Origin of the sequence: Planococcus halotolerans (assembly GCF_003289955.1) — a bacterium.
Classification (GTDB): Bacteria; Bacillota; Bacilli; order Bacillales_A; family Planococcaceae; genus Planococcus; species Planococcus halotolerans.
The window spans coordinates 161,505-179,905 of the sequence record NZ_QLZR01000006.1; the positions used below are offsets into that span (position 1 = coordinate 161,505).

Below are 18,401 nucleotides of genomic sequence, written 5' to 3' on the forward strand. Positions count from 1 at the left end.
TTAGCATTTATTGAAATTATTATTCGATGAAAATAAAAATAAAACCGACGAATAACAATCGGTTTTATCTACGTTAATTTATTCAATTGACGATTTACGCCTGTTACCCAATGATTATTGAGACCTGTCGGGTCATTTCCAGCACCGACAGGAGCATATTTAGCACCAATTGCGGCAACTGTGGTCTTGCCTTGGTTCAAATAATTTTGACGGAGATTGCGAGCCATATCAAAAATGCTTTCTTCCACAGAGTCATAACTGCGGAGGCCATTTTTGCCCATCATGCCCGCGATATTATTTTTCTCATTCGCGGCACGAGATGTGCCGTTGCCGGTTTCATGGATGGCGATAGCCGACAGAAGATTGGGATCCAAATCATACTTCTTACCAGCATTGATGAAGTGAGCAGAAGTACCACTCAGCTTACCGCCTAATGTATTTTCAAGCTTAAGAAATTGAATCGGCTTGAAGCTTAAATCTGTTTTCAAATTCGGCACTGCAGACTGTGCAGCAGTTTCAGCAACTGCCGGAGCCGTTGAAGCAGGCAACGAAACGGAAATCGGCTTATAGGTATTATTCAATTGAGCCATCATCTGGCTGCTTTGGCTATTTCCCAAGTTTGTCTGAGGATTCAACGCCGCTAGCATGGGAGAATCCATCTCGCCGCCTTGCATCATGGAGCTTAACAACGTCATAAACATGGAGATATTGGTACCTGAACTGTTCAGCGGATTAGTGGAAGCTCCAGTTTGGTTAGCCGCTGATGAAGCCTGAGCCAAGGAAGCCATTGTTGTATAGTAGAACCAATTTGAAGAAATCGGGCTCGTCACGGGAGTCACACACCTTTGTCAGTATAATCATGAATTTATCATACAGCAGAATTAACGAAAAAAGAATAGGATAATTGTGACATTAAAAATGTTTACTTCCATCGAAATATAAATGAGTGCATCTACTCGCTCAAAATTCTTTATTCTTGCAAGTGAACGTATAATTAACTAAAAGCTTATCAGAAAGCTGGTGGTTGAAATGCATGACTTAATTTGCGGGAAATTATTGGGGGATGGCTGTCTGACCAAAGAACAGAACCGTAAACCCAGATTCCAATTCACTCACTGCATAAAAGATAAAGGTTGGAGCAATTATTGCTACGAACAGCTGGGTGAATCCTTGCCATTAACTCCGCCAAAATATCGAAAGTTAATTGATTCCCGAATGAAGTTGGGATATACCGAAAGTTTTATTGTTCAATCTCGGACTTCCATTGATATTTCATTTTTATATGAAGTCTGGTATCCAAGCGGAAAGAAAGAGTTGCCTTTATCTTATATAGGAGACAATTTTACAGATCGGAGTTTGGCCTGGTGGTATCAAGATGATGGGCATTTAAAATTGGATGGAGATATCCCTAGAAAAATCATTCTATCTACTGACAGTTTCAGTAAAGAAGAAAACCTTTTTCTGCAGCATTTTCTTCAGGAGAAATACGGATTTCGTTTTTCCTTGGATGGTCAGAATCGGCTCTTATTGTATGATCAGTTTCAGATATACCACTTCCTGTATCTTGTAGAGCCATACCTCCATGATTCGATGAACAGAAAAAAGCGTCCCACCCACAGAGTAAAACCGATTGCAGCTCGAACTACTGTTTATCTTCCAGACGAAATCATCCTTGCCAAACCTACTAAAGAAGTTAACAGCCAGTATAGTAAGTTGCCTTTAATAATTGAAGCTGCTAAGAACCAAGATGAATTTTTCAGACAAAACATAGCTTCGCATCAAATTCCCACCAAGTCTTATCAAATAGTAATCCATCCAAATTACAGAGAATCTCTACAGGAGTTAAAACTGCAAACAGGATTGACCGTCAGCCAATTGACTACATGTTGTTTTCGTATGGAAAAAGATTAATTCGCACCCAATTGATATGATTCCGTTAATCTCTGATATTCTTGATTCAATTTATTTATCTGAGCCGTCGAATTTTCTAATTCAACGGACGACAGTACATTACCTGCTGCATACTCAGCAACCTTCTTCATTTCAAGGAGTTTGCTCTCCATTTTATCCAATATAGCAGTTTGATTTTTCGACCACTGAAGCTGTGATTCAAGAAATTCTTTATACATTCTATCATCCATAAATTTTTCTCCTCTATATAAAATGGAGCCTTGGATTATTCCTTGGCTCCTTTAACATCAATTTGCACTTATAATTATCCTTTTAAATCAACCGATCCACCAATATGTGGCTGAACAGATTGCTCAAGCATTTTAACTACATTTTGGCCATTCGACTCAGCTTGATCCATTGTCTTTTTCATTACTGACATAGTGGCTTCCTGTCGAACATTCGCTTGGCTTAGTACCATTGATAATGCTGCGATATCCATTTAGCATCCCCCCTTATAGAAAAAGGAGCCTAAAATTAGGCTCCCATTTTTTCTTAAGATTAACGTAGTAATTGAAGAACTGCTTGCGGTTGCTGATTTGCTTGCGCTAGCATTGCTTGTGCTGCTTGTGCAAGAATTGAGTTCTTCGTTTGGTTCATCATTTCTTTCGCCATCGTGCGAACATTTACTTTCATAAATGACTAGACTATATCTTCACCCTCTAGTTTTAGTAGGGGCCGGGCACTTCGGATCAATCAGTGCTGATGTACACTGTATCACCTACGGATTTCATCACCATAGCTTGCGCCTTAGATGGTCTATCCTAGTCGTTGAACCTTCTCCACTCTTTCGAGACAGGAGCTTGGCTGCTGATTGCCCAATCTTTTATTTTTTCGAGCCTTCACGTCTGCCGTTTCCAGCTGCGTTGTGGCAATAAAAGCTATGAGGGGTTTCCAGCAATTCACCCGATCGTAATCGCTAACCGTTACCAGTTAGGACGACTGTACCTCGGCTCGCTTTAAGCGGCTTCGGCATAATCAACGTCGCGGATGCGTGATTCCGCTGCTGTTAGGTTTTCAGCTGATGTTCCAAGGTTGTTGATTGTGTGGTCTAAACGGTTTTGGTTTGCACCAAGCTTCGAACGTTCAGAAGAAACTGATTCGATTGCATTATTGATTGTAGTGATTGCAGCGTCAGATGTTGCTTGTGATGAAATATCAATACCTAGAGCGCCTTTAGCGTCATTTGTTAAAGTTTTCTCTGCTTCTAATTTTAAAACACCGGCGCCATCATAGTACCCGGCAACTTTTGCTGGTGTTACTGCCCCAGTAGTAGCATCGGTAGTCTCCGGTGTTGCAGCTTGCCATGTCCCTACAACCGTTGTCCCGTCTTGGCCTACAAGTGTTCCAGATGTATCAGATGCTGTAGCAGCTGTATAGGATGTTCCAACCGATAAAGCATCCGTTCGCATATCTCCTATAGAAATTGAAAGGTTTTGCCCCTCATTTGCCCCAATTTGGAAAGTTCCTGAGAATCCACCATCTAAAAGCGTTTTAGTATTAAATTCAGTGTTGTCACCAATTCTTGTGATTTCTGAAGCAAGTTCGTTTACTTCTTTTTGAAGCTCTTTGCGGTCTGTATCTGTGTTTGTATCGTTGGCAGATTGTACAGCCAATTCACGCATACGTTGTAGGATGTCGTGAGTTTCGTTCAATGCACCTTCAGCTGTTTGCATCAATGAGATGCCGTCTTGAGCGTTTGCCGAAGCTTGCTCCAACCCGCGAATCTGTCCGCGCATTTTTTCAGAGATTGAAAGTCCAGCTGCATCGTCAGACGCTTTGTTGATGCGAAGACCAGAAGACAATTTCTCCATGCTGTTTGCCTGAGCGTTGTTTGCTGAGCCCAATTGGCGGTGAGTGTTTAAAGCTGTGATGTTGTGATTGATAATCATTGTGTATTACCTCCGTGTAATGTTTTTTTGTTTTTTGCAAGGGTGTTCAAATCCGTTTGAACTTCCTTACACTATCTTTATCGGAGGGCGCCAGAAAATGTTTAGCGTTTTTTAAATTTATTTTTAAAAAACTTTTATTTTCTTTTAGAAACACAAAAAAGCCCGCATCTCTGCAGACTCTCCACTCACTTCTTCATCTTCAAAAAATCTCCGATATCAATAACATTCGACATCGCCTTCTTATTCTCTTCTTGAATCTCCAGGTAAACTTCTTTTCGATGAATCGTAATATGCCGAGGGGCTTCAATCCCGAGCTTTACGGTTTCGCCTTCTACGGAATTGATAGTGATTTCGATCTGGTCGTCGATGATGATCGATTCGCCTTTTTTTCGTCCGAGTACGAGCATCGCTTACACCTTCCTTGCTTCAGCTTGGAATAGCGGCTGTTTGATTTCATAGGTTTTATTGTCCAGCACGGTTTGCATGCCGAGCTGCTTCCTATTATTGATGACTAGCGGCGCTTTGAGGTTGGTCGTCGCGTGCTGCATTTCGCCGGGCACGGTTACCGTTGTCAGCACCAGCGCGTCGGATGGGTCTTCGAGTTCGAGACGTTCGACGGTCTGGTCAGAGATTTTAACGTCGTATTCCTTAAAGAATGAAAATGGATCGACGAGGAAGAAGCTGATATCTTCCGCTTCCAGCGATTGCAGGAAGAAAAACGGCGTTTCTTCTTTTGTGTCGGCCGGGATCAAGACGTATTTCTGGTATTCGTCAAAGCCGGGAATTCCTCGTGTAAATGTGATGACGCTTGAGTCTGCTACTTCTATTTCACCGAAACGGGTCGTTTGGAAATTCACTTTGGGTTCTCCTCATTTCTGTTCATGATGCGTTGATTGCTTGTTCTTATTTTTGCACATAATGGAATGATTAAACAGTATTTTTTGTGCTAGCGTCAAAATCCCTATGCATTCTTCGGATTACAGCATAAAAATTATTGAAAATCATATTTTTTATTGTGTACCTTTCTTCATTTTTCAATTAAAAAGAAAGGAGAAGCTTATATTTAAACGCTATTTTATCTAAAAGAAATAAATTCACTAAATACACTTCTCGTCATAGGTCTTTATACTATTTTTCAAAAATCCTACTCTAAGCTTTTCTGCACTTGTAGCTCTAGTGCTCGAGACGTATATTCAGTTTATATAGATAAAATATTCAAAATATTTAATTTTAATAAAAGGGAGGAATGAGGTTATGAAAAAGAACTTTGTACTTGCCACGCTGCTTTTGGGAATTCTGCTTAATGGTTGGGCAATCGCTTTTCTGGAGTTGCCGTTTTATCAGACAGTGCTCGTGCTTGCCGCCATCTCCATTCTGGTGATGACTGCTGTGCAGGAAAGATTCATCTTTTTGTATGCGATCACGGTCGCCCTTTCCTACGGCGTCTTCCTGACGATCTACGCTTTCGTCAATCAGCAATCGTCCCAGATGCAGCTCCAGTATATGTACGGGCACCTGTTGCTGACGAGTTCCCTTCTATTGTATTGGATTCTGATGAATGTCATTAAAAAAATCGGTTATGAAAATAACGATTTAAAACACGAGGTTCGGCTGCTGCAAAAATACAAAGGTGTGACCAAGCTGCTGACGCTTCCGGAATTTCATGAGCAGGCGCAATGGCTGCTGAAATCGAAGGAACGAAATAAAGAAGAAGCCTGGTTCGTCAAGATTTCCATCACTTCCCCCAATAACCGCGTGAAAGTGAATCTGCAGGAAGAGATGGAACGCCTGGCGTTACAGAGCATCCGCCAAAAATTCGATTTGGCGACAGGCGATATGGGAGCCATTTATCTTCTATTAAAGAATACACATTCCGAAGGTGTGCAAATCGTATTGGATCGTTTCCGGGAAAAGGTCCAGACTGAAATCAATTTATCGGACTCTCCTTATGCCACAGCAATCGAGCAGGTAACAGACGTTGAGCATCTTGCCGGATTGATGGGGAAACCGTTATGACGTCTATCATTCTGGTAATCATGGCCTTTTTCTGGACACTGCTCATTTTTTACTCGATCCTGACCATTTCAGGCGTTTGGTTCCGTATTACATTCAAAGATCCGGAGGAACTGGAGGTTTACCCAAGTGTCGCGGTGCTGATCCCTGCCCACAATGAAGGAATCGTCATCGAAAACACGCTGCGGGCAATGGCGCGCCTTGAGTACAAAGGGAAGCTGGATATTTATGTGCTGGATGACAGGTCGAAAGACGAGACAGCGGAAATTGCCAAAGAGTTTGCGGCCGTCTTTTCCAGAATCCATTACATTTCAGTTCCCGATGGTTCGCCTGCGGGCAAATCGCGTGTATTGAATTACGGGTTGAGCATTTCCGACTCGGATTACTTCATCGTGTATGATGCTGACAATGAACCGGAAACCGATGCCTTGGAGAAATTGGTGCGCACAGCGGAAAGTACAAAAAACGCAGCCGGAGCAGTCGGCTATGTAAAAACGAAAAACAGGAACGCCAACATCTTAACCGGCATGATCGCTTTGGAATTCCAGGTGTTTCAATTATTGATGCAATGCGGCCGCTGGAAAGTCTTCAAACTTGGCTCGCTTGCAGGCACGAACATGCTGCTCCGGAGATCGGTTCTTGAAGAAATCGGCGGGTACGATGTGTTCGCCCTTGCTGAAGATGCGGAACTGACAATCCGCCTGACGTCCAAAGGCTATCTGCTGCCGGTCGTTCCGACGTCACGGACCTGGGAACAGGAACCGGAAAGCATCAAAACGTTTATCCGACAGCGGACACGCTGGTTGACCGGCAATATCTACCTCTTGGAGAAATCCCTACAGGATCTGACGCATTGGAAAGGAAAGACGTTTTTCCTCAGCCTTCAGCACGTTATGACTTATCTCGTTTTCGTGTTGGTCCTGCTGTTTTCGGATATCTTTTTCATCCTCAGTGTGGCCGGCTACGAATTTCCGAATATGGGCGCGCCGCTCCTGATTCTCTGGTTCATGAGTTATATCGTCTATACGAGCCAATTATTGAGCGCATTGGTGATCGACCGCAACGTGACACTGAAAAACGTCTTCTTCGTCTTTACCATGTATTTCACCTATGCCCAGCTGTTTATCATCCTTCTGTTGCGCAGTTTTTCGCTTTACGCCTGGAGCCGCCTGCGCGGCAAAACGATTGCCTGGGACAAAACGAAGCGTTTTAAAGGTATTGGCTGATGACAATGAAGTTCGTTATGCTGCTTCTGGTTGGATTGATGATGGGTGGTTGCGGGAAAATGGAATCCGTTCAGGAACAGGTCGAAAAAAATTATACGAATGCCGACGGACTGATTCACGCCTACCCGACAGAGCAGGATTCCGAATACTTATCCGAAACGATCAGCTTATATATGGCATACTTAGTGCTCGTTGAAGATGAAGAGAACTTTTCAAAGCAGGTTGAACTCCTGAAGAGCCACTTTCTCGCGCAGGAAAACGACCATTATTTTATCCGCTGGCGCCTGAATGAAAATGCCGCGACGAATGCACTGATCGATGATATCCGCATCACAACGGCACTGGAGCAGGCGGCCGGAATTTTTGGCAATGAAAACTATAAAATTATTGCCGACCAACTTTCAGCAGCTGTATTTAGCGTTCAATCTACAGGCGGCTATACAGTGGATTTCTATGACTGGTCGCTCGAGTTGCCTGCCCAGCGGCTGACTTTAAGTTATCTGGATGACAGTGAATCGATTACTGCCGAATCGTACGAATTGCTGGGTAATGCCGATGCCAGCGAAGTGTTTTTTCCCGAATACTACGACACCGCGTCCGAACAGTACGTCAGCAGCAATGAAGTGCATATGATCGATCAATTGCTGATTGCGCTAAACCGTGAAAATAGAAGACAGCCTTCAGAACAATTCGCGGAATGGCTCAAGGAAGAGTGGAATGAGGAGCAGAAAATATATGGCAGATATGACCGGCAGACGCTGAAAGCGACGGTGGACTACGAGTCCCTGGCTGTCTATTATTATTTGCACACTTATTTTTCATCACTGGGCGAAGTCGAACTGGCGGATGAAGTTTTCCGGCATGCCAAGGACATCGCCGCCGATGGAATGCTTGATAACGCCCATTTCTTCGACTTTATCCATTATCAGATGCTCGTGCAAAAACAATAGTTTTTCTTACCGCGCTTAAGGAGACTTCCTTAAGCGCTCTTTAGTGATAGCAGAACAAATTAAAAAAGGCTGGATTTTCTCCCGCCTCCCCTTTACCCCTTCTTCACAAATTCCGATTTCAGCTTCATCGGCCCAAAACCGTCAATTTTACAGTCGATATCATGATTGCCGTTAACCAGGCGGATGCTTTTCACTTTCGTCCCCTGCTTCAGGACAGACGAACTGCCTTTCACTTTCAAATCCTTGATGACCGTCACGGAATCACCGTCTTGCAGGACATTGCCATTGGCATCTTTTACGACTTTTTCTTCTCCAGCCGCTTCGCTTTCCGCTCCCGGCGTCCACTCGTGCGCGCATTCCGGGCACACGAGCTGGCTGCCGTCTTCGTAGACATATTCGGAGTTGCATTTCGGGCAATTTGGCAGTTCGTTCATTGTTATTACCTCCTGTTTATGCCGTCCGTTTCCGGAAAGCTCTTCTCTCTGCATATAACACACACTTCTCACAAACAACTATCGCCTTATTCACTTCATTGAAATACTTCCGCGGCTGTGCCGCCTTCTTTTTGCATACTGCACATTTCTTTTTGAAAATCGACAATATCTTCTCCCACTCCCCCGAGTTTTATAAATACAGACAAATAAAAAACACTCTCAGGAAAAGCTTATCCCAAGAGCATTCTTTTGACCATATGGAATAGATTATTCCTTTGTCCCTAATTCTAATAAATACATCGCCAAGTCTTCTCCTTCACCGTTAACCACCAAGGTTCCATCATCTGTAAAGCGCGGTCTGACAAGCCGCTCGTCAATTGCCGAAAAAGCTGGCACTTCTTCCAGTTCGGTACCCGCCATTCTGTATAGATGCAAGTCACTGGAGTCTGCTTCATCCGCTATGCTCAATGCGAGGTAATCGCCGTATACAGCAAACTCGACAAAATCAGGGGTCGGAATCTCTGTAAACTCTCCAGTTTCAATATCAACATAACCAAGCAAGCTTTCTGACGTTTCTTCATTGCTGAAATGTCCGTATATTCGCCCATCATTCAAAGTAACTCCACTCGCCGACTGATAAGGCAAAGTAAATGTCTCAATCAAGATGTTTTCCTTCAAATTATAGAGATGGAATTCACTCACAATTTTTTCACCGTCCAGTGCTCCTTCCGGAATAACGAGCTTGCCTTCCGAAACGGAAGCGGCACTATTCGAACCCCGGCCCGTCATTTTATGAACAGTTTGAGATTCCATCGTGTTCAAATTAACCGACAGATATTTCGGCTTGTCGTCCTCAACCCCAAATCGGGCATACACCAATGAATCTTCATCGATATGCAGATCAATAATATTGGCCTCTTCAATAGTTTCAACTTCCTCTGTTTCCCGATTCATGATTTTCAAATTGGCGATTTCTTCCCCATATTCTTCCCAGGCTAGCCAGTTTCCGTCTACCGCAAATTGATACGTGGATACCTTTTCCTCCAGACTTGTCAGCACTGATTCTTCTCCGGCAGCCAGATCAAACGAATAAACATTGGCGCCATCATTATAAAGCAAGTTCTCCGACTGGTCATCGTACTCAGATTCAATCAGTACTGGATAATCATGTCCTGCGACTACCAACTTTTTCGGTTCTGGTAACTCTTCCACAGCCCCACGCCCTGCCTCCCAATCACTCACGTAAGGGTAGCCTAGTACCCCGCCAAGCCCAATCACCGCCACACCCGCAAGCGCCGGCAACATTTTCGGTACGCGCGAAGGTTTTCTTCCATTTTCCCGATTTCGCGCAGCCATCATAATCTGCCGCTTTTTCGCATCCGACAGCGTCACATCTTCCGGCACCGACTCATCCAGCTTCCGTTTCAGATCCTCACGCATGGTCAATTCCCTCCTCCGTAAATTTGACGCCTGCCTGCTGTCGCCCTCTGGCCAGCCGCGTCTTCACCGTGTTGCCTGAGATTTTCAACACCTCGCTGATTTCTTTCACCGACAGCTCTGCATAATAATAAAGCCAGATGACTTCCCGGTATTTCAGCGGCAGCTTGCCGACCGCTCCCGCCACTTCGTTGCTCTTTTCAGTGGCCAGCGCCGTTTCTTCCGCTGATTTTTTATCCGGCAAAAGTGGATTCAGTATATTCGTCAACTCGATCTTGCGGTGCGCCCAGCTTCTGAAATGGTTATGGCACTCATTTACCGTGATGCGGTACAGAAACGTTTTGGCGCTCGAGCGCCCTTCGAATCCTTCGAGATTTATGTAATAGCGGATAAACACGTCTTGTACAATGTCTTCCGCCTTCGCCCGTTCTTTGACGAACGAATACGCCAGCCGCACCAGATAATGCCCCTATTCATCCATCGCCTCCGTCAGCAGCCGGTCCTTCTCTCGCTTCTCCAAGCACTCTCCCCCTTTTTTCTCTATCTGTTAGACAACGCCCATAATATTCCGGTTTCGTTTTGGCAATAAATAATACACTTTCTGCCAATTGTAGCGGAAAAGGTTACTTAAAATACTAGAAACTGAAAATTATCAGATAATTAATTGACAAAAGTAATCATAAGTGTAATATTACACTTAAAAAGAGCTGAGGTAATTGTGGTGAAACTGAAAAATTTTTTTCTTATTTTACTGAGCGTTTTTATGGCTGGCGTTATTTTTCTAGGATACAGCCTTATCTATGGCATGCCTTTTAAAAAAGGAGTTGTTGCAAAAGAGCTGGAAACGCATCTGGAGGAAAAATACGGTATGGATTTTCATTTACAAGAAGCCCAATACAATTTCGTGGACGGCAATTATAGCGGACTTTTTTATCCCGAAGCGCAAAAGGAACTTGTATTCCGGGCGGAAAAATGGAACTGGAACGGGGTTTATTACGATGAATACCCTGAGGCTATTTGGAAAACTCAGCTTACTCAAGATTTAACGCCACTCGTAAACCAACATTTCCCTGAATACGAAGAGCTGCAGATAATTGTAAGCGGCGGAGCCTCCCACGAAATGCAGACCGGCAAAGAGATCTTTCATTACAAAGAAGCCCAGGATTATATCCACCTTGTTATCAATTCCTCCGAGAAATGGTCGCTGGAATTCGAGAAAAAAGAAGCGGAAAACCTGTACAACCTGATACAGGAATTACAGAAACAGAACATAGCTCTTGATATTTCCTTGTATTTCAATGATGAAGAAGGGCTAAATGACAGCGAAAAGCCTGTCACTCACGAAATTTATGTGACGTCCAAGGATTTGGCCAACATCCAATCCATCGAAGACGTTCTTGAGTACAGCTTGGCATTTTAGAAAGGAAGAGACGATGAACAGAGACGACTTGATCTTACTTGTCAGCAATAAATTAAAATTAATTCGTACTGAAAAGGACTATACTCAGGATAAGATGGCCGAAATGCTGGGCTTATCCAAAAAGACACTGGTCCAAATCGAGAAAGGGCGTATACTTGCTGGTTGGACAACGACGATTGCCGTGTGCACTTTATTTAGAAGAAGCGATATTTTGCTTCATGAATTGGGTGACGATCCGCTCGTCATTATCGAGACATTGATCTATGAATCCCATAATAGACCGAGGCTGAAAACAATGGGCGGTGTCATTTGGTGGAAAGAAATTAAAAGTAATTCCGACTATATTCTTCAGCAAAACCTTATCAGCCAGCATTTCCGAATATTAGATAAAGAAAAATACAATATTTACAGCTCTTTCGACGAAGTGGAGTCTTTGCAGCGTTTTGATGAGTTAAGTTTGTCGTAATTTCTATTCAATCTCAAAATACCCTTTCCGCCTATTACAGCGAAAAGGGTAAGATATTAATGGTGAATTAGTATTGTTTCTTAAAAAAGAACTCCCTGGAATACCATAACCCCACAGCAAACAGCAACAGTGCAATATAGGCCGGGAAGATATGAATGAATGTTGTATACCCTATCACATAATGAATGATGATGGCAGTGCTGAAAGCCGGAATTCCGCCGATCAAAAAGGTATACCAAACCCATTTCTGTCCTTGCTGGAATCCCCAGATCGCGAGCATCAATACAAGTAAACCTACACTGATCAAAGCGCTTCCCAAACCTGCGCGGTCGTGGGCAATAACCGGAATCAACCGATCATTTATACCGGCTACTTGTTCCGGACTCATGCAAATATAAGCGATATCCGTTTGAACAAATACCCCGTTCACGCCGATTGTGGAAATGACGAGCCCAGCGACTGCAAGAGCGGCACCGAGCGCCACAAAAGCCAGCTGTCCCCATAAACTTTTCTTCCACGCTTTGTGATTTGTCCTGTTACTCGATGGTGAGTGTTCAGCATGATTCTTAGTCATCAAATAGCCTTTCCAAAAAAACGGCAGTAAGACTAACCATAAAATGCCGTGCAGCCAGTCAAAATAGCCGAATCCGAGAAACAGCAAAATCCCTAAAAATCCTAAGATGCCGGCAATATGAATTGCTCTTTTCGCCCATTGCAACCCATAACGGACGCCATGCCGGGCCAATTGCATGTAGATGATGCCACCCGATATCATTGTTCCGGCGACCGTCATCCGGTCATGTTGCATAAAACGGTAAATGTTTGGGTTAATCGCGATTAATTCTTCCCTCGTCATCTTCAAGAACGCTTCATCATATGGCAGGACAACGATCGTCATACTGACAATTAAAGCGGCAATACCGCCTATCAACATCAGAAACCCGAATAGCCAATGCCATATCCAACCGCTATATGTATCCTTTACTGCAATCTTTGTATCCAGCAAAGCTTCATTGATCCGTTTCGGCAATCCTGGCCCGGTAAAAACATAGCCGGCGGTCAACATTACCAAATCCACTCCTGCCTTAAATAAGGCCAGCGCATCTTTCGGTTCAGTGATGCCTCCGGAAACGATAATCGGAATCTTACTCCTGCTCCTGATTTCCGCTGCCTTCCCCGCCAAACTTTTTGCCTGAGACAAGGGATATTCCAACCCCGCGCCAGTGTCTTTTGCGTATTCATCGATAACGACACCATCCAACCAGCTGTTGGCTGTCAGCTTATCAATCGTATCGTTGTCCAATTCATCTAACGAGTATACCGCCAACAGAGTCTTATCTTTTACAGAATCCTTTAATGACCGCCATTCATCATCGCTATAACAGCCTTTCACGATAAGGGCATCTCCATGACCTGCCAACACCTTAGATAAAGTTAAAGTCTCATTGAAAGATTTCGTATTTCCAACCCGGATAAACACCGGTTTCTGAAATTCTTTCAGCTCTCGCAGGTTTGTCACGGTCTTTTCCATTCCCGGAGATTCCGGACGATAAGGAAAAATAAGATTATCTTTCGCTTGAGTATATGTTGGCACACTATGTCCTTCCGGAATTGAGGTCACAGGGCCAACTTCTATAAAACCAAAACCTAAATGGCCGAATGCCTTGGTGCCAGTCATTTCAGGGTCGATTTTCCCGCTTAATCCAATCGGATTGGAAATTTTGAAGCCGAAAAGTTTCGTTTCCAACTGGGATGATGGGTTGGTATGGCCGAGGTATTCGATTAGTTTGCTTCCACCTGGAAGTGCAGAAATTCTGGTCATGCTCCGGTGGATAAATTCTCTCCCGGCCTTCGCCGTAAAATGGGAAAGACCTGGTTTAAAGACGGTATGGTAAGTCCAATCCGGCAAAGAAATCACGTCCTCGAACTAGTATGCTTCTATTTTACATCTTATCTACTTTAAGTGATACAAGCCCATTAAGAAGAAACAGGCAGATTGGTGCGGCTCATTATCCTAAATTAAAAGAGGCGGTTTCCTGCTTTCAATATATCGGCTTCTCCCACACAAACCCTTACCAGCTTCACCTGCTCCACAATGGCGCGCAATCTAGATTGGTCGAGGTAATTAAAGTGCTTATTGACCTGGCTATAGGCGTTGGCGTCACCCATTATTTCGTATAGCGAAGTCCAGCCCAGCGACAGGATTTCGGAAGAAAATAAACCCCGGAACTCCTGCGTCGTGGACAATAAAAAAGCTGATCCCTTTTGGATTCAGCTTAATCCCCCATTGATTCGAGGCTTTCATAAATTTCGAGCAAGTTACCCGCAGGATCCCGGAAATGGGCCACTTTAATGCCCCAGCCTTCCTGAACGGTCGGCTCGGTGATGAAGTCAATTTTCTTCTGAAGTTCCCGGTACTTGTCATCCACATTATCGACTTTGAAAATGAGCGCGGCTTTGTCTGACCGTTTCCGGAGCAAATGGTATTCCGCTCCGATTGCATCGGCCATTTGCTTCCGTTCAAACAAACCCAGTTTAACTCCCGCAAACTCAAAGTCCGCATAACTGGAATCTTCGTCTCCCCATGAAACCTTGAAACCCAAAACATTCCGGTAGAATAGAAAACATTCCTTGTAATTGTCTACCAATAAGCGAATATGTGTCAGCTCCATACAAATTCCTCCCATTAAAGTGCTCCCATAAAGTACTCCCATTGAAGCGATTTACTTCCTCTCTCTTTCTCCAAAGCCTGCCGATAATCCTCTATCTGAATAAAAACAGCTCCCGCAAAAATGGCAGGAGCTGTCTTATACCATATTTCACAACCGGTGCATCCATCATTAGTGCAACTCTCTGGAATGTATTACTCGCGCCGCCATCTTCTTAATCAATGAAGTTACGAGCGTCGGATTGTCCAAGTGAATCGCGTGACCTGCATTTTCAACCAACACATGTTCACTTTCCGAAGATAATCCTGCAAGCTCTTCCTGAAAGTCCAGCCATTCCCGCATGGACGCTGCCGTATGGTGAGGCTGATTGCCGCCGGTTACAACCAGCAACGGAATGTTTCCCAGCCGTTTGCCGCGAACCTGGTCAAGACTTTGCTCAAATTCTTCCAAAGTCGCTTCGACGGTAAACTGATTCAAATAATCCTCTTTCACCTCATCCGTAAACAACGGCATCATCTTCCGGTTCTGATCTTCGTGGCAGGAGTCCAGTAAAATCACTCCCGCAATTTCTTCAGGATAGAGATGGGCGAAAAGCCGGACGTTTACGCCGCCGAACGAATGGCCGACCAATAAATACGGTGGCTTGACCTTCGCCTTTTGAAGCAACTCCCGTAAATTCCGGACAATTTGCAGGCTGTGGAAAGGTCCATCACTTCTGCCGCTCTTTCCGACACCGGCACGGTCATAAAAGAACATTTCCGTAGATTCTTCCATTTCTTTTCGAACCGGATCCCAGTTTTCCAAAGACCAGCCGTAGCCGGATTCAAAGACGGCGATTGGTCCCTCACCTCTTGTACCCGACCATTCATAATATAGCTCTGTGCCGTTTACCGTAATTTTATCACCAACGCTCTTTTCCACCCCAAACACTCCTCTATTCAACTGACAACAATCGGCGATGCATATTTTTCATTTATTTCATTTCCAATGAATTCGGCAGTCGTATAATCCAGAATAACCCCTTGGTCGTATGTAAACAGATGCTCAAATCCCATCCTGCCTTCCAGCACTGCCGGCAAATAAGCCCGTAAATTCGCTGCTACTCCCCGGTTGTCTTTGTGAAGGATCCAGTCGGCCGGCTTCCAGTCCAAGATGCCTTCCGCTGTTCCCGCCGGTGTCTCAAGACAGCTTCCTTCCGGCAAGTCCGCTATGAAAAGATACATGCCTTCCTGGCCTTCTGTACTTTTGAAAATCACATTCCCGGCATATACCAGTTCTTTCAGCAGAATCCCTGTTTCTTCAAAAGTCTCCCTGATAACACTTTCCAGCGGAGTTTCGCCGCTTTCTATTTTGCCGCCGACACCGTTCCACGTGCCCATCTGCGGTTTTTTCAACCGGTTCAACAGCAGGAATTGATCCTCATTTTTAATCAGGCAAAGTGTATATTTCAGCATAATGAAAATCCTCTCATTTCTTAAGCAACTATTCCGCTGCGTCAGACTATACAATTTATTGCGAGTTATACTTCTGATCCCATTCTTTCAGCGACATCTTTTCAAGCTTCTCTTCAGTATCCAGGCGCAGCGGTGCAATCAATTCAAGTGAGTTGCCATCCGGATCATGGAAGTAAACCGCCGCATGGGCATGGGCCACATTTGCCAGGACCAACGGCTGTTCCTCGGGCGAAAAGCCGAAAGCCGTCCGTGCTTCGATTCCTCTCTGCTTCAGCCAGTCTCCTGCATTCCGAATATCTTCAAGCGACACGTGAAAAGCGATGTGCCGCAGCGATGGATGATAAGGCGTGTCCACTTTTTCCGTTTCCCATAATCCCAGCCAGCTATGCCCTTTCTCCGTCCAGAAAAAAGCAAGTTTGTCTGTTTGATAAGCCAGTTCCAGGTCCAGCTTTTTATAAAACTCGATTGATTTCTTCAGATTACGTACCGGTAAATGAGCTTCGTAAAGGCCTTTGATCATTTTTTCTCCTCCAATATTTGTTGTAAAACCTTCAGTTTCTTCAAGTCTTTCTGATCATTCTTGGTCCTTCTATAACCATCTTCGGACGATTTTTTATAGACTTTGAAATAATCCGCAGCATTCAGCGTATAATATGCCGCGCCATCCTCCTCGCCTGCAGCTAAATTCAAATAATCAATATCAGCGAAGCTCTTTAAATCTTCCATAAATGAAAATCCGATTTGCGTTTCACCATTATGAAATTCATGTTCCCGTAAATCGGCCAGTTCATATCCAAGCCGCTCCATCACTCCACACAGTGCACCCCACCTATTCTCCAAGAAAATGAGCGGAACCAGAATATCGATATCTTGCGGAGAAAAGTCCGTTCCCGTTGTTTTTGCTAATCCCAGAGACCCGTACAGCACCGGCGTTATATGCAGCTCGTCATTTAAAACTTTACATACACTTGTGAATTCTCCGTATAAAGCTGCTGCTCTGTTCATATACCGCTCCTATCTCCGAAAAACTCACCCTCCAGTTATCTCCCAGTAAACCATCTCTTCGCTCTCAGCCACTTTTCTCATCCCAAGTTTTTCAAGCACACGAATCGATTCCTGGTTATCCACCAGCGTTTCCGCTTTGACCTTATGTATACCGTTTTGCTTCCATGCCCAGTCGACCAGAGCCGCAACCGCTTCTGTCGCATATCCTTTGCCCCGGTATTCTTCCAGCAAACCATAGCCGATTTCCACGGCACCTTTGTTATCCGGCGCACCTTTGAATCCCAGATCCCCGATAACTTTGTTGTCCGGCGCACCTTTGAATCCCAGATCCCCGATAACTTTGTTGTCCGCTTTCAGCATCGCAAGCCAGGGTCCCCAATAAAGAATGGCCGGATCTTCCGCCAATTGCTTCAGGTGATTTGAAACCTGCGGCCCGTTTTCGTAATGCTGTTCATTCAGCAATGCAATTACATCTTCCGTGCAAGGGCTGATAATCAATCGTTCAGTTTCCAATTTCATTTCCTATAGTCACTCCGCTTTCCCTCTTGTTGTTCATTGATTCCTTCAATACCAATAACGCTATTTTATGGTCCTCCATCACATGCGGCACTTCTTCCGGCTCCACCCAAATGCGAGTCAGGGTCTCGTGCTCCCGGAGGAACGGCAAGCATTCCGCAATGTCCATCCGGTAGAATAATTGATACCCGACACGCGGATACTTTCCGGTTTCCGTGAACTTCAGGTTTTCTGTATGATCCACGCAAATTGCCCCGATATAGTTGATATCCCCTTTGACATAAGCCTCTTCATACGCTTCGCGGTGCAAAGTTTCTTCAGGGCTTTCCCCCTCTTCGATATGGCCGCCGGGAACATTAAACCCTCTGCCATTAACATGTACGAGGACAATTTTCCCTTCAAAAAAACAATAGCCATGGACACTCGTCACAATATCAGCCGATTCCATCTTTCTGTAAGGTTCCCAGCTGAGACTGACTATATGTCCACCCCAATTCACATACGCCTGATTTTCCATGCTGCAGCTCCCCTATTCCTGTCTCGTCACTTTATCAGCCTTGGCAATACTGAAGAAAAGCACAATCAGCGCCATTACAACCAGAGCAACCCAGTAACCGATATCGTTCACCGCCAGCACAATTGCACTTACACTCAATAAAACGGACAACACCAGTCCCAGCATTGTTCTGCCGTCTTTTATAACTGCCCAATTCATCTGTAAAGCCCTCCATTTTTTACTTAATCATACCATTCAAAAGCCCAGTAAAATACAAAAATACTGAATTTTACAATTCATAGATGGATGTTCTTTACTCAGTTTCACTTTAATTTTGAGCATGAAATAAGAAAAACCAAATTTCATCCATGAAATAATCAATCCATTAAATGTAAGTTTTTCAGTCTGATTTTAAAGAATCGAATCTACTTTTTCATTAAAATTTCTTCTAAAATCCTTTCGCACTAACGTTA

Annotated in this window: 26 protein-coding genes; 6 read left to right on the plus strand and 20 right to left on the minus strand. The window is 44.2% G+C overall.

What is annotated here, in order from left to right; all coding sequences use genetic code 11:
* Positions 1-68: 68 nt before the first annotated feature.
* Entirely contained in the window at positions 69-830 is a 762-nt protein-coding gene (locus DP120_RS14295; protein WP_112224341.1) for a glucosaminidase domain-containing protein, read from the minus strand.
* Positions 831-1,029: 199 nt separating this feature from the next.
* Here DP120_RS14295 and DP120_RS14300 point away from each other — a divergent pair, with 199 nt between their 5' ends.
* Entirely contained in the window at positions 1,030-1,911 is an 882-nt protein-coding gene (locus DP120_RS14300; protein ID WP_112224342.1) for an endonuclease, read from the plus strand.
* On the opposite strand, the gene DP120_RS14305 is transcribed toward DP120_RS14300, so the two are convergent.
* The 6 genes from DP120_RS14305 to fliW form a co-directional block, all read right to left on the minus strand.
* Entirely contained in the window at positions 1,908-2,141 is a 234-nt protein-coding gene (locus DP120_RS14305) for a hypothetical protein (protein ID WP_112224343.1), read from the minus strand. The two genes, DP120_RS14300 and DP120_RS14305, sit on opposite strands and share 4 nt — an antisense overlap.
* 74 nt (positions 2,142-2,215) lie before the next feature.
* Positions 2,216-2,392: a YjfB family protein gene (locus DP120_RS14310; RefSeq protein WP_112224344.1), complete on the minus strand. Its 177-nt coding sequence runs from the start codon at positions 2,390-2,392 to the stop codon at positions 2,216-2,218.
* Between the two features lie 59 nt (positions 2,393-2,451).
* The gene (locus tag DP120_RS14315) at positions 2,452-2,586 is read right to left on the minus strand and encodes a flagellin (RefSeq protein WP_276310406.1); all 135 of its coding nucleotides are present in this window, start codon (positions 2,584-2,586) and stop codon (positions 2,452-2,454) included.
* Between the two features lie 323 nt (positions 2,587-2,909).
* Complete coding sequence (locus tag DP120_RS14320; protein WP_112224345.1) at positions 2,910-3,842, minus strand: flagellin N-terminal helical domain-containing protein; 933 nt, start codon at positions 3,840-3,842, stop codon at positions 2,910-2,912.
* A gap of 185 nt (positions 3,843-4,027) precedes the next feature.
* A complete protein-coding gene (gene csrA, locus DP120_RS14325; RefSeq protein WP_112224346.1) occupies positions 4,028-4,249 on the minus strand; it encodes a carbon storage regulator CsrA in 222 nt (73 codons plus the stop codon).
* Positions 4,250-4,252: 3 nt separating this feature from the next.
* Complete coding sequence (gene fliW, locus DP120_RS14330; RefSeq protein ID WP_112224347.1) at positions 4,253-4,699, minus strand: flagellar assembly protein FliW; 447 nt, start codon at positions 4,697-4,699, stop codon at positions 4,253-4,255.
* A gap of 397 nt (positions 4,700-5,096) precedes the next feature.
* On the opposite strand from fliW, the gene DP120_RS14335 reads away from it, so the two are divergent.
* Genes DP120_RS14335 through DP120_RS14345 form a run of 3 tightly spaced genes read left to right on the plus strand, consistent with a single transcriptional unit; the run spans position 5,097 to position 8,031 of the window.
* Positions 5,097-5,858, plus strand: a complete 762-nt coding sequence (locus tag DP120_RS14335; RefSeq protein ID WP_112224348.1) for a hypothetical protein — start codon at positions 5,097-5,099, stop codon at positions 5,856-5,858.
* Positions 5,855-7,081 (plus strand): glycosyltransferase family 2 protein, encoded by a 1,227-nt coding sequence (locus tag DP120_RS14340; RefSeq protein WP_112224349.1) that lies wholly within the window; start codon positions 5,855-5,857, stop codon positions 7,079-7,081. Before DP120_RS14335 ends, DP120_RS14340 begins: the two co-directional genes overlap by 4 nt.
* Before the next feature lie 5 nt (positions 7,082-7,086).
* Entirely contained in the window at positions 7,087-8,031 is a 945-nt protein-coding gene (locus DP120_RS14345; RefSeq protein WP_133257400.1) for a hypothetical protein, read from the plus strand.
* A gap of 92 nt (positions 8,032-8,123) precedes the next feature.
* Here DP120_RS14345 and DP120_RS14350 read toward each other — a convergent pair whose 3' ends face one another.
* The 3 genes from DP120_RS14350 to DP120_RS14360 all read right to left on the minus strand — a co-directional run bounded on the left by DP120_RS14350 (position 8,124) and on the right by DP120_RS14360 (position 10,359).
* Positions 8,124-8,465 (minus strand): zinc ribbon domain-containing protein YjdM, encoded by a 342-nt coding sequence (locus DP120_RS14350; protein ID WP_112224351.1) that lies wholly within the window; start codon positions 8,463-8,465, stop codon positions 8,124-8,126.
* A 267-nt stretch (positions 8,466-8,732) separates the two neighbouring features.
* On the minus strand, positions 8,733-9,905 hold the full coding sequence (locus DP120_RS14355) for a hypothetical protein (protein WP_112224352.1): 1,173 nt from the start codon (positions 9,903-9,905) through the stop codon (positions 8,733-8,735).
* Positions 9,898-10,359: a sigma-70 family RNA polymerase sigma factor gene (locus DP120_RS14360; protein ID WP_233786020.1), complete on the minus strand. Its 462-nt coding sequence runs from the start codon at positions 10,357-10,359 to the stop codon at positions 9,898-9,900. The genes DP120_RS14355 and DP120_RS14360 overlap by 8 nt, the downstream gene beginning before the upstream one ends.
* Before the next feature lie 264 nt (positions 10,360-10,623).
* Between DP120_RS14360 and DP120_RS14365 the strand changes: the two genes are divergently transcribed.
* A complete protein-coding gene (locus DP120_RS14365; RefSeq protein ID WP_476704079.1) occupies positions 10,624-11,322 on the plus strand; it encodes a YfjL-like protein in 699 nt (232 codons plus the stop codon).
* Positions 11,323-11,335: 13 nt separating this feature from the next.
* On the plus strand, positions 11,336-11,788 hold the full coding sequence (locus tag DP120_RS14370) for a helix-turn-helix transcriptional regulator (RefSeq protein ID WP_112224354.1): 453 nt from the start codon (positions 11,336-11,338) through the stop codon (positions 11,786-11,788).
* Positions 11,789-11,855: 67 nt separating this feature from the next.
* Here DP120_RS14370 and DP120_RS14375 read toward each other — a convergent pair whose 3' ends face one another.
* From DP120_RS14375 to DP120_RS14415, 10 genes are all read right to left on the minus strand, one after another.
* Positions 11,856-13,610, minus strand: a complete 1,755-nt coding sequence (locus DP120_RS14375; protein ID WP_240612023.1) for a beta/alpha barrel domain-containing protein — start codon at positions 13,608-13,610, stop codon at positions 11,856-11,858.
* 197 nt (positions 13,611-13,807) lie between these two features.
* On the minus strand, positions 13,808-14,035 hold the full coding sequence (locus tag DP120_RS18280) for a hypothetical protein (RefSeq protein WP_133257402.1): 228 nt from the start codon (positions 14,033-14,035) through the stop codon (positions 13,808-13,810).
* Positions 14,036-14,064: 29 nt separating this feature from the next.
* Positions 14,065-14,460: a VOC family protein gene (locus tag DP120_RS14380; RefSeq protein ID WP_112224356.1), complete on the minus strand. Its 396-nt coding sequence runs from the start codon at positions 14,458-14,460 to the stop codon at positions 14,065-14,067.
* A gap of 168 nt (positions 14,461-14,628) precedes the next feature.
* Positions 14,629-15,378, minus strand: a complete 750-nt coding sequence (locus DP120_RS14385; RefSeq protein WP_112224357.1) for an alpha/beta fold hydrolase — start codon at positions 15,376-15,378, stop codon at positions 14,629-14,631.
* A 17-nt stretch (positions 15,379-15,395) separates the two neighbouring features.
* Positions 15,396-15,911 (minus strand): NUDIX hydrolase, encoded by a 516-nt coding sequence (locus DP120_RS14390; RefSeq protein ID WP_112224358.1) that lies wholly within the window; start codon positions 15,909-15,911, stop codon positions 15,396-15,398.
* 55 nt (positions 15,912-15,966) lie between these two features.
* A complete protein-coding gene (locus DP120_RS14395; protein WP_112224359.1) occupies positions 15,967-16,431 on the minus strand; it encodes a VOC family protein in 465 nt (154 codons plus the stop codon).
* Positions 16,428-16,916, minus strand: coding sequence for a hypothetical protein (locus tag DP120_RS14400; protein ID WP_112224360.1), 489 nt, complete (start codon positions 16,914-16,916; stop codon positions 16,428-16,430). The genes DP120_RS14395 and DP120_RS14400 overlap by 4 nt, the downstream gene beginning before the upstream one ends.
* A gap of 24 nt (positions 16,917-16,940) precedes the next feature.
* On the minus strand, positions 16,941-17,435 hold the full coding sequence (locus DP120_RS14405) for a GNAT family N-acetyltransferase (RefSeq protein WP_112224361.1): 495 nt from the start codon (positions 17,433-17,435) through the stop codon (positions 16,941-16,943).
* Positions 17,419-17,949, minus strand: coding sequence for an NUDIX hydrolase (locus tag DP120_RS14410; protein ID WP_112224362.1), 531 nt, complete (start codon positions 17,947-17,949; stop codon positions 17,419-17,421). The genes DP120_RS14405 and DP120_RS14410 overlap by 17 nt, the downstream gene beginning before the upstream one ends.
* A 12-nt stretch (positions 17,950-17,961) precedes the next feature.
* The gene (locus DP120_RS14415; protein WP_112224363.1) at positions 17,962-18,147 is read right to left on the minus strand and encodes a hypothetical protein; all 186 of its coding nucleotides are present in this window, start codon (positions 18,145-18,147) and stop codon (positions 17,962-17,964) included.
* Positions 18,148-18,401: the final 254 nt, after the last annotated feature.

Coding starts and splice junctions, on each gene's coding strand:
- csrA (WP_112224346.1), bottom strand. CDS start 4,249: ATGCTCGTACTCGGACGAAAAAAAGGCGAATCGATCATCATCGACGAC.
- DP120_RS14400 (WP_112224360.1), bottom strand. CDS start 16,916: ATGAACAGAGCAGCAGCTTTATACGGAGAATTCACAAGTGTATGTAAA.
- DP120_RS14315 (WP_276310406.1), bottom strand. CDS start 2,586: ATGAAAGTAAATGTTCGCACGATGGCGAAAGAAATGATGAACCAAACG.
- DP120_RS14370 (WP_112224354.1), top strand. CDS start 11,336: ATGAACAGAGACGACTTGATCTTACTTGTCAGCAATAAATTAAAATTA.
- DP120_RS14375 (WP_240612023.1), bottom strand. CDS start 13,610: ATGACCAGAATTTCTGCACTTCCAGGTGGAAGCAAACTAATCGAATAC.
- DP120_RS14340 (WP_112224349.1), top strand. CDS start 5,855: ATGACGTCTATCATTCTGGTAATCATGGCCTTTTTCTGGACACTGCTC.
- DP120_RS14355 (WP_112224352.1), bottom strand. CDS start 9,905: ATGCGTGAGGATCTGAAACGGAAGCTGGATGAGTCGGTGCCGGAAGAT.
- DP120_RS14300 (WP_112224342.1), top strand. CDS start 1,030: ATGCATGACTTAATTTGCGGGAAATTATTGGGGGATGGCTGTCTGACC.
- DP120_RS14415 (WP_112224363.1), bottom strand. CDS start 18,147: ATGAATTGGGCAGTTATAAAAGACGGCAGAACAATGCTGGGACTGGTG.
- DP120_RS14345 (WP_133257400.1), top strand. CDS start 7,087: ATGAAGTTCGTTATGCTGCTTCTGGTTGGATTGATGATGGGTGGTTGC.
- DP120_RS14380 (WP_112224356.1), bottom strand. CDS start 14,460: ATGGAGCTGACACATATTCGCTTATTGGTAGACAATTACAAGGAATGT.
- DP120_RS14395 (WP_112224359.1), bottom strand. CDS start 16,431: ATGATCAAAGGCCTTTACGAAGCTCATTTACCGGTACGTAATCTGAAG.
- DP120_RS14310 (WP_112224344.1), bottom strand. CDS start 2,392: ATGGATATCGCAGCATTATCAATGGTACTAAGCCAAGCGAATGTTCGA.
- DP120_RS14390 (WP_112224358.1), bottom strand. CDS start 15,911: ATGCTGAAATATACACTTTGCCTGATTAAAAATGAGGATCAATTCCTG.
- DP120_RS14305 (WP_112224343.1), bottom strand. CDS start 2,141: ATGGATGATAGAATGTATAAAGAATTTCTTGAATCACAGCTTCAGTGG.
- DP120_RS14320 (WP_112224345.1), bottom strand. CDS start 3,842: ATGATTATCAATCACAACATCACAGCTTTAAACACTCACCGCCAATTG.
- DP120_RS14350 (WP_112224351.1), bottom strand. CDS start 8,465: ATGAACGAACTGCCAAATTGCCCGAAATGCAACTCCGAATATGTCTAC.
- DP120_RS14335 (WP_112224348.1), top strand. CDS start 5,097: ATGAAAAAGAACTTTGTACTTGCCACGCTGCTTTTGGGAATTCTGCTT.
- DP120_RS14410 (WP_112224362.1), bottom strand. CDS start 17,949: ATGGAAAATCAGGCGTATGTGAATTGGGGTGGACATATAGTCAGTCTC.
- DP120_RS14405 (WP_112224361.1), bottom strand. CDS start 17,435: ATGAAATTGGAAACTGAACGATTGATTATCAGCCCTTGCACGGAAGAT.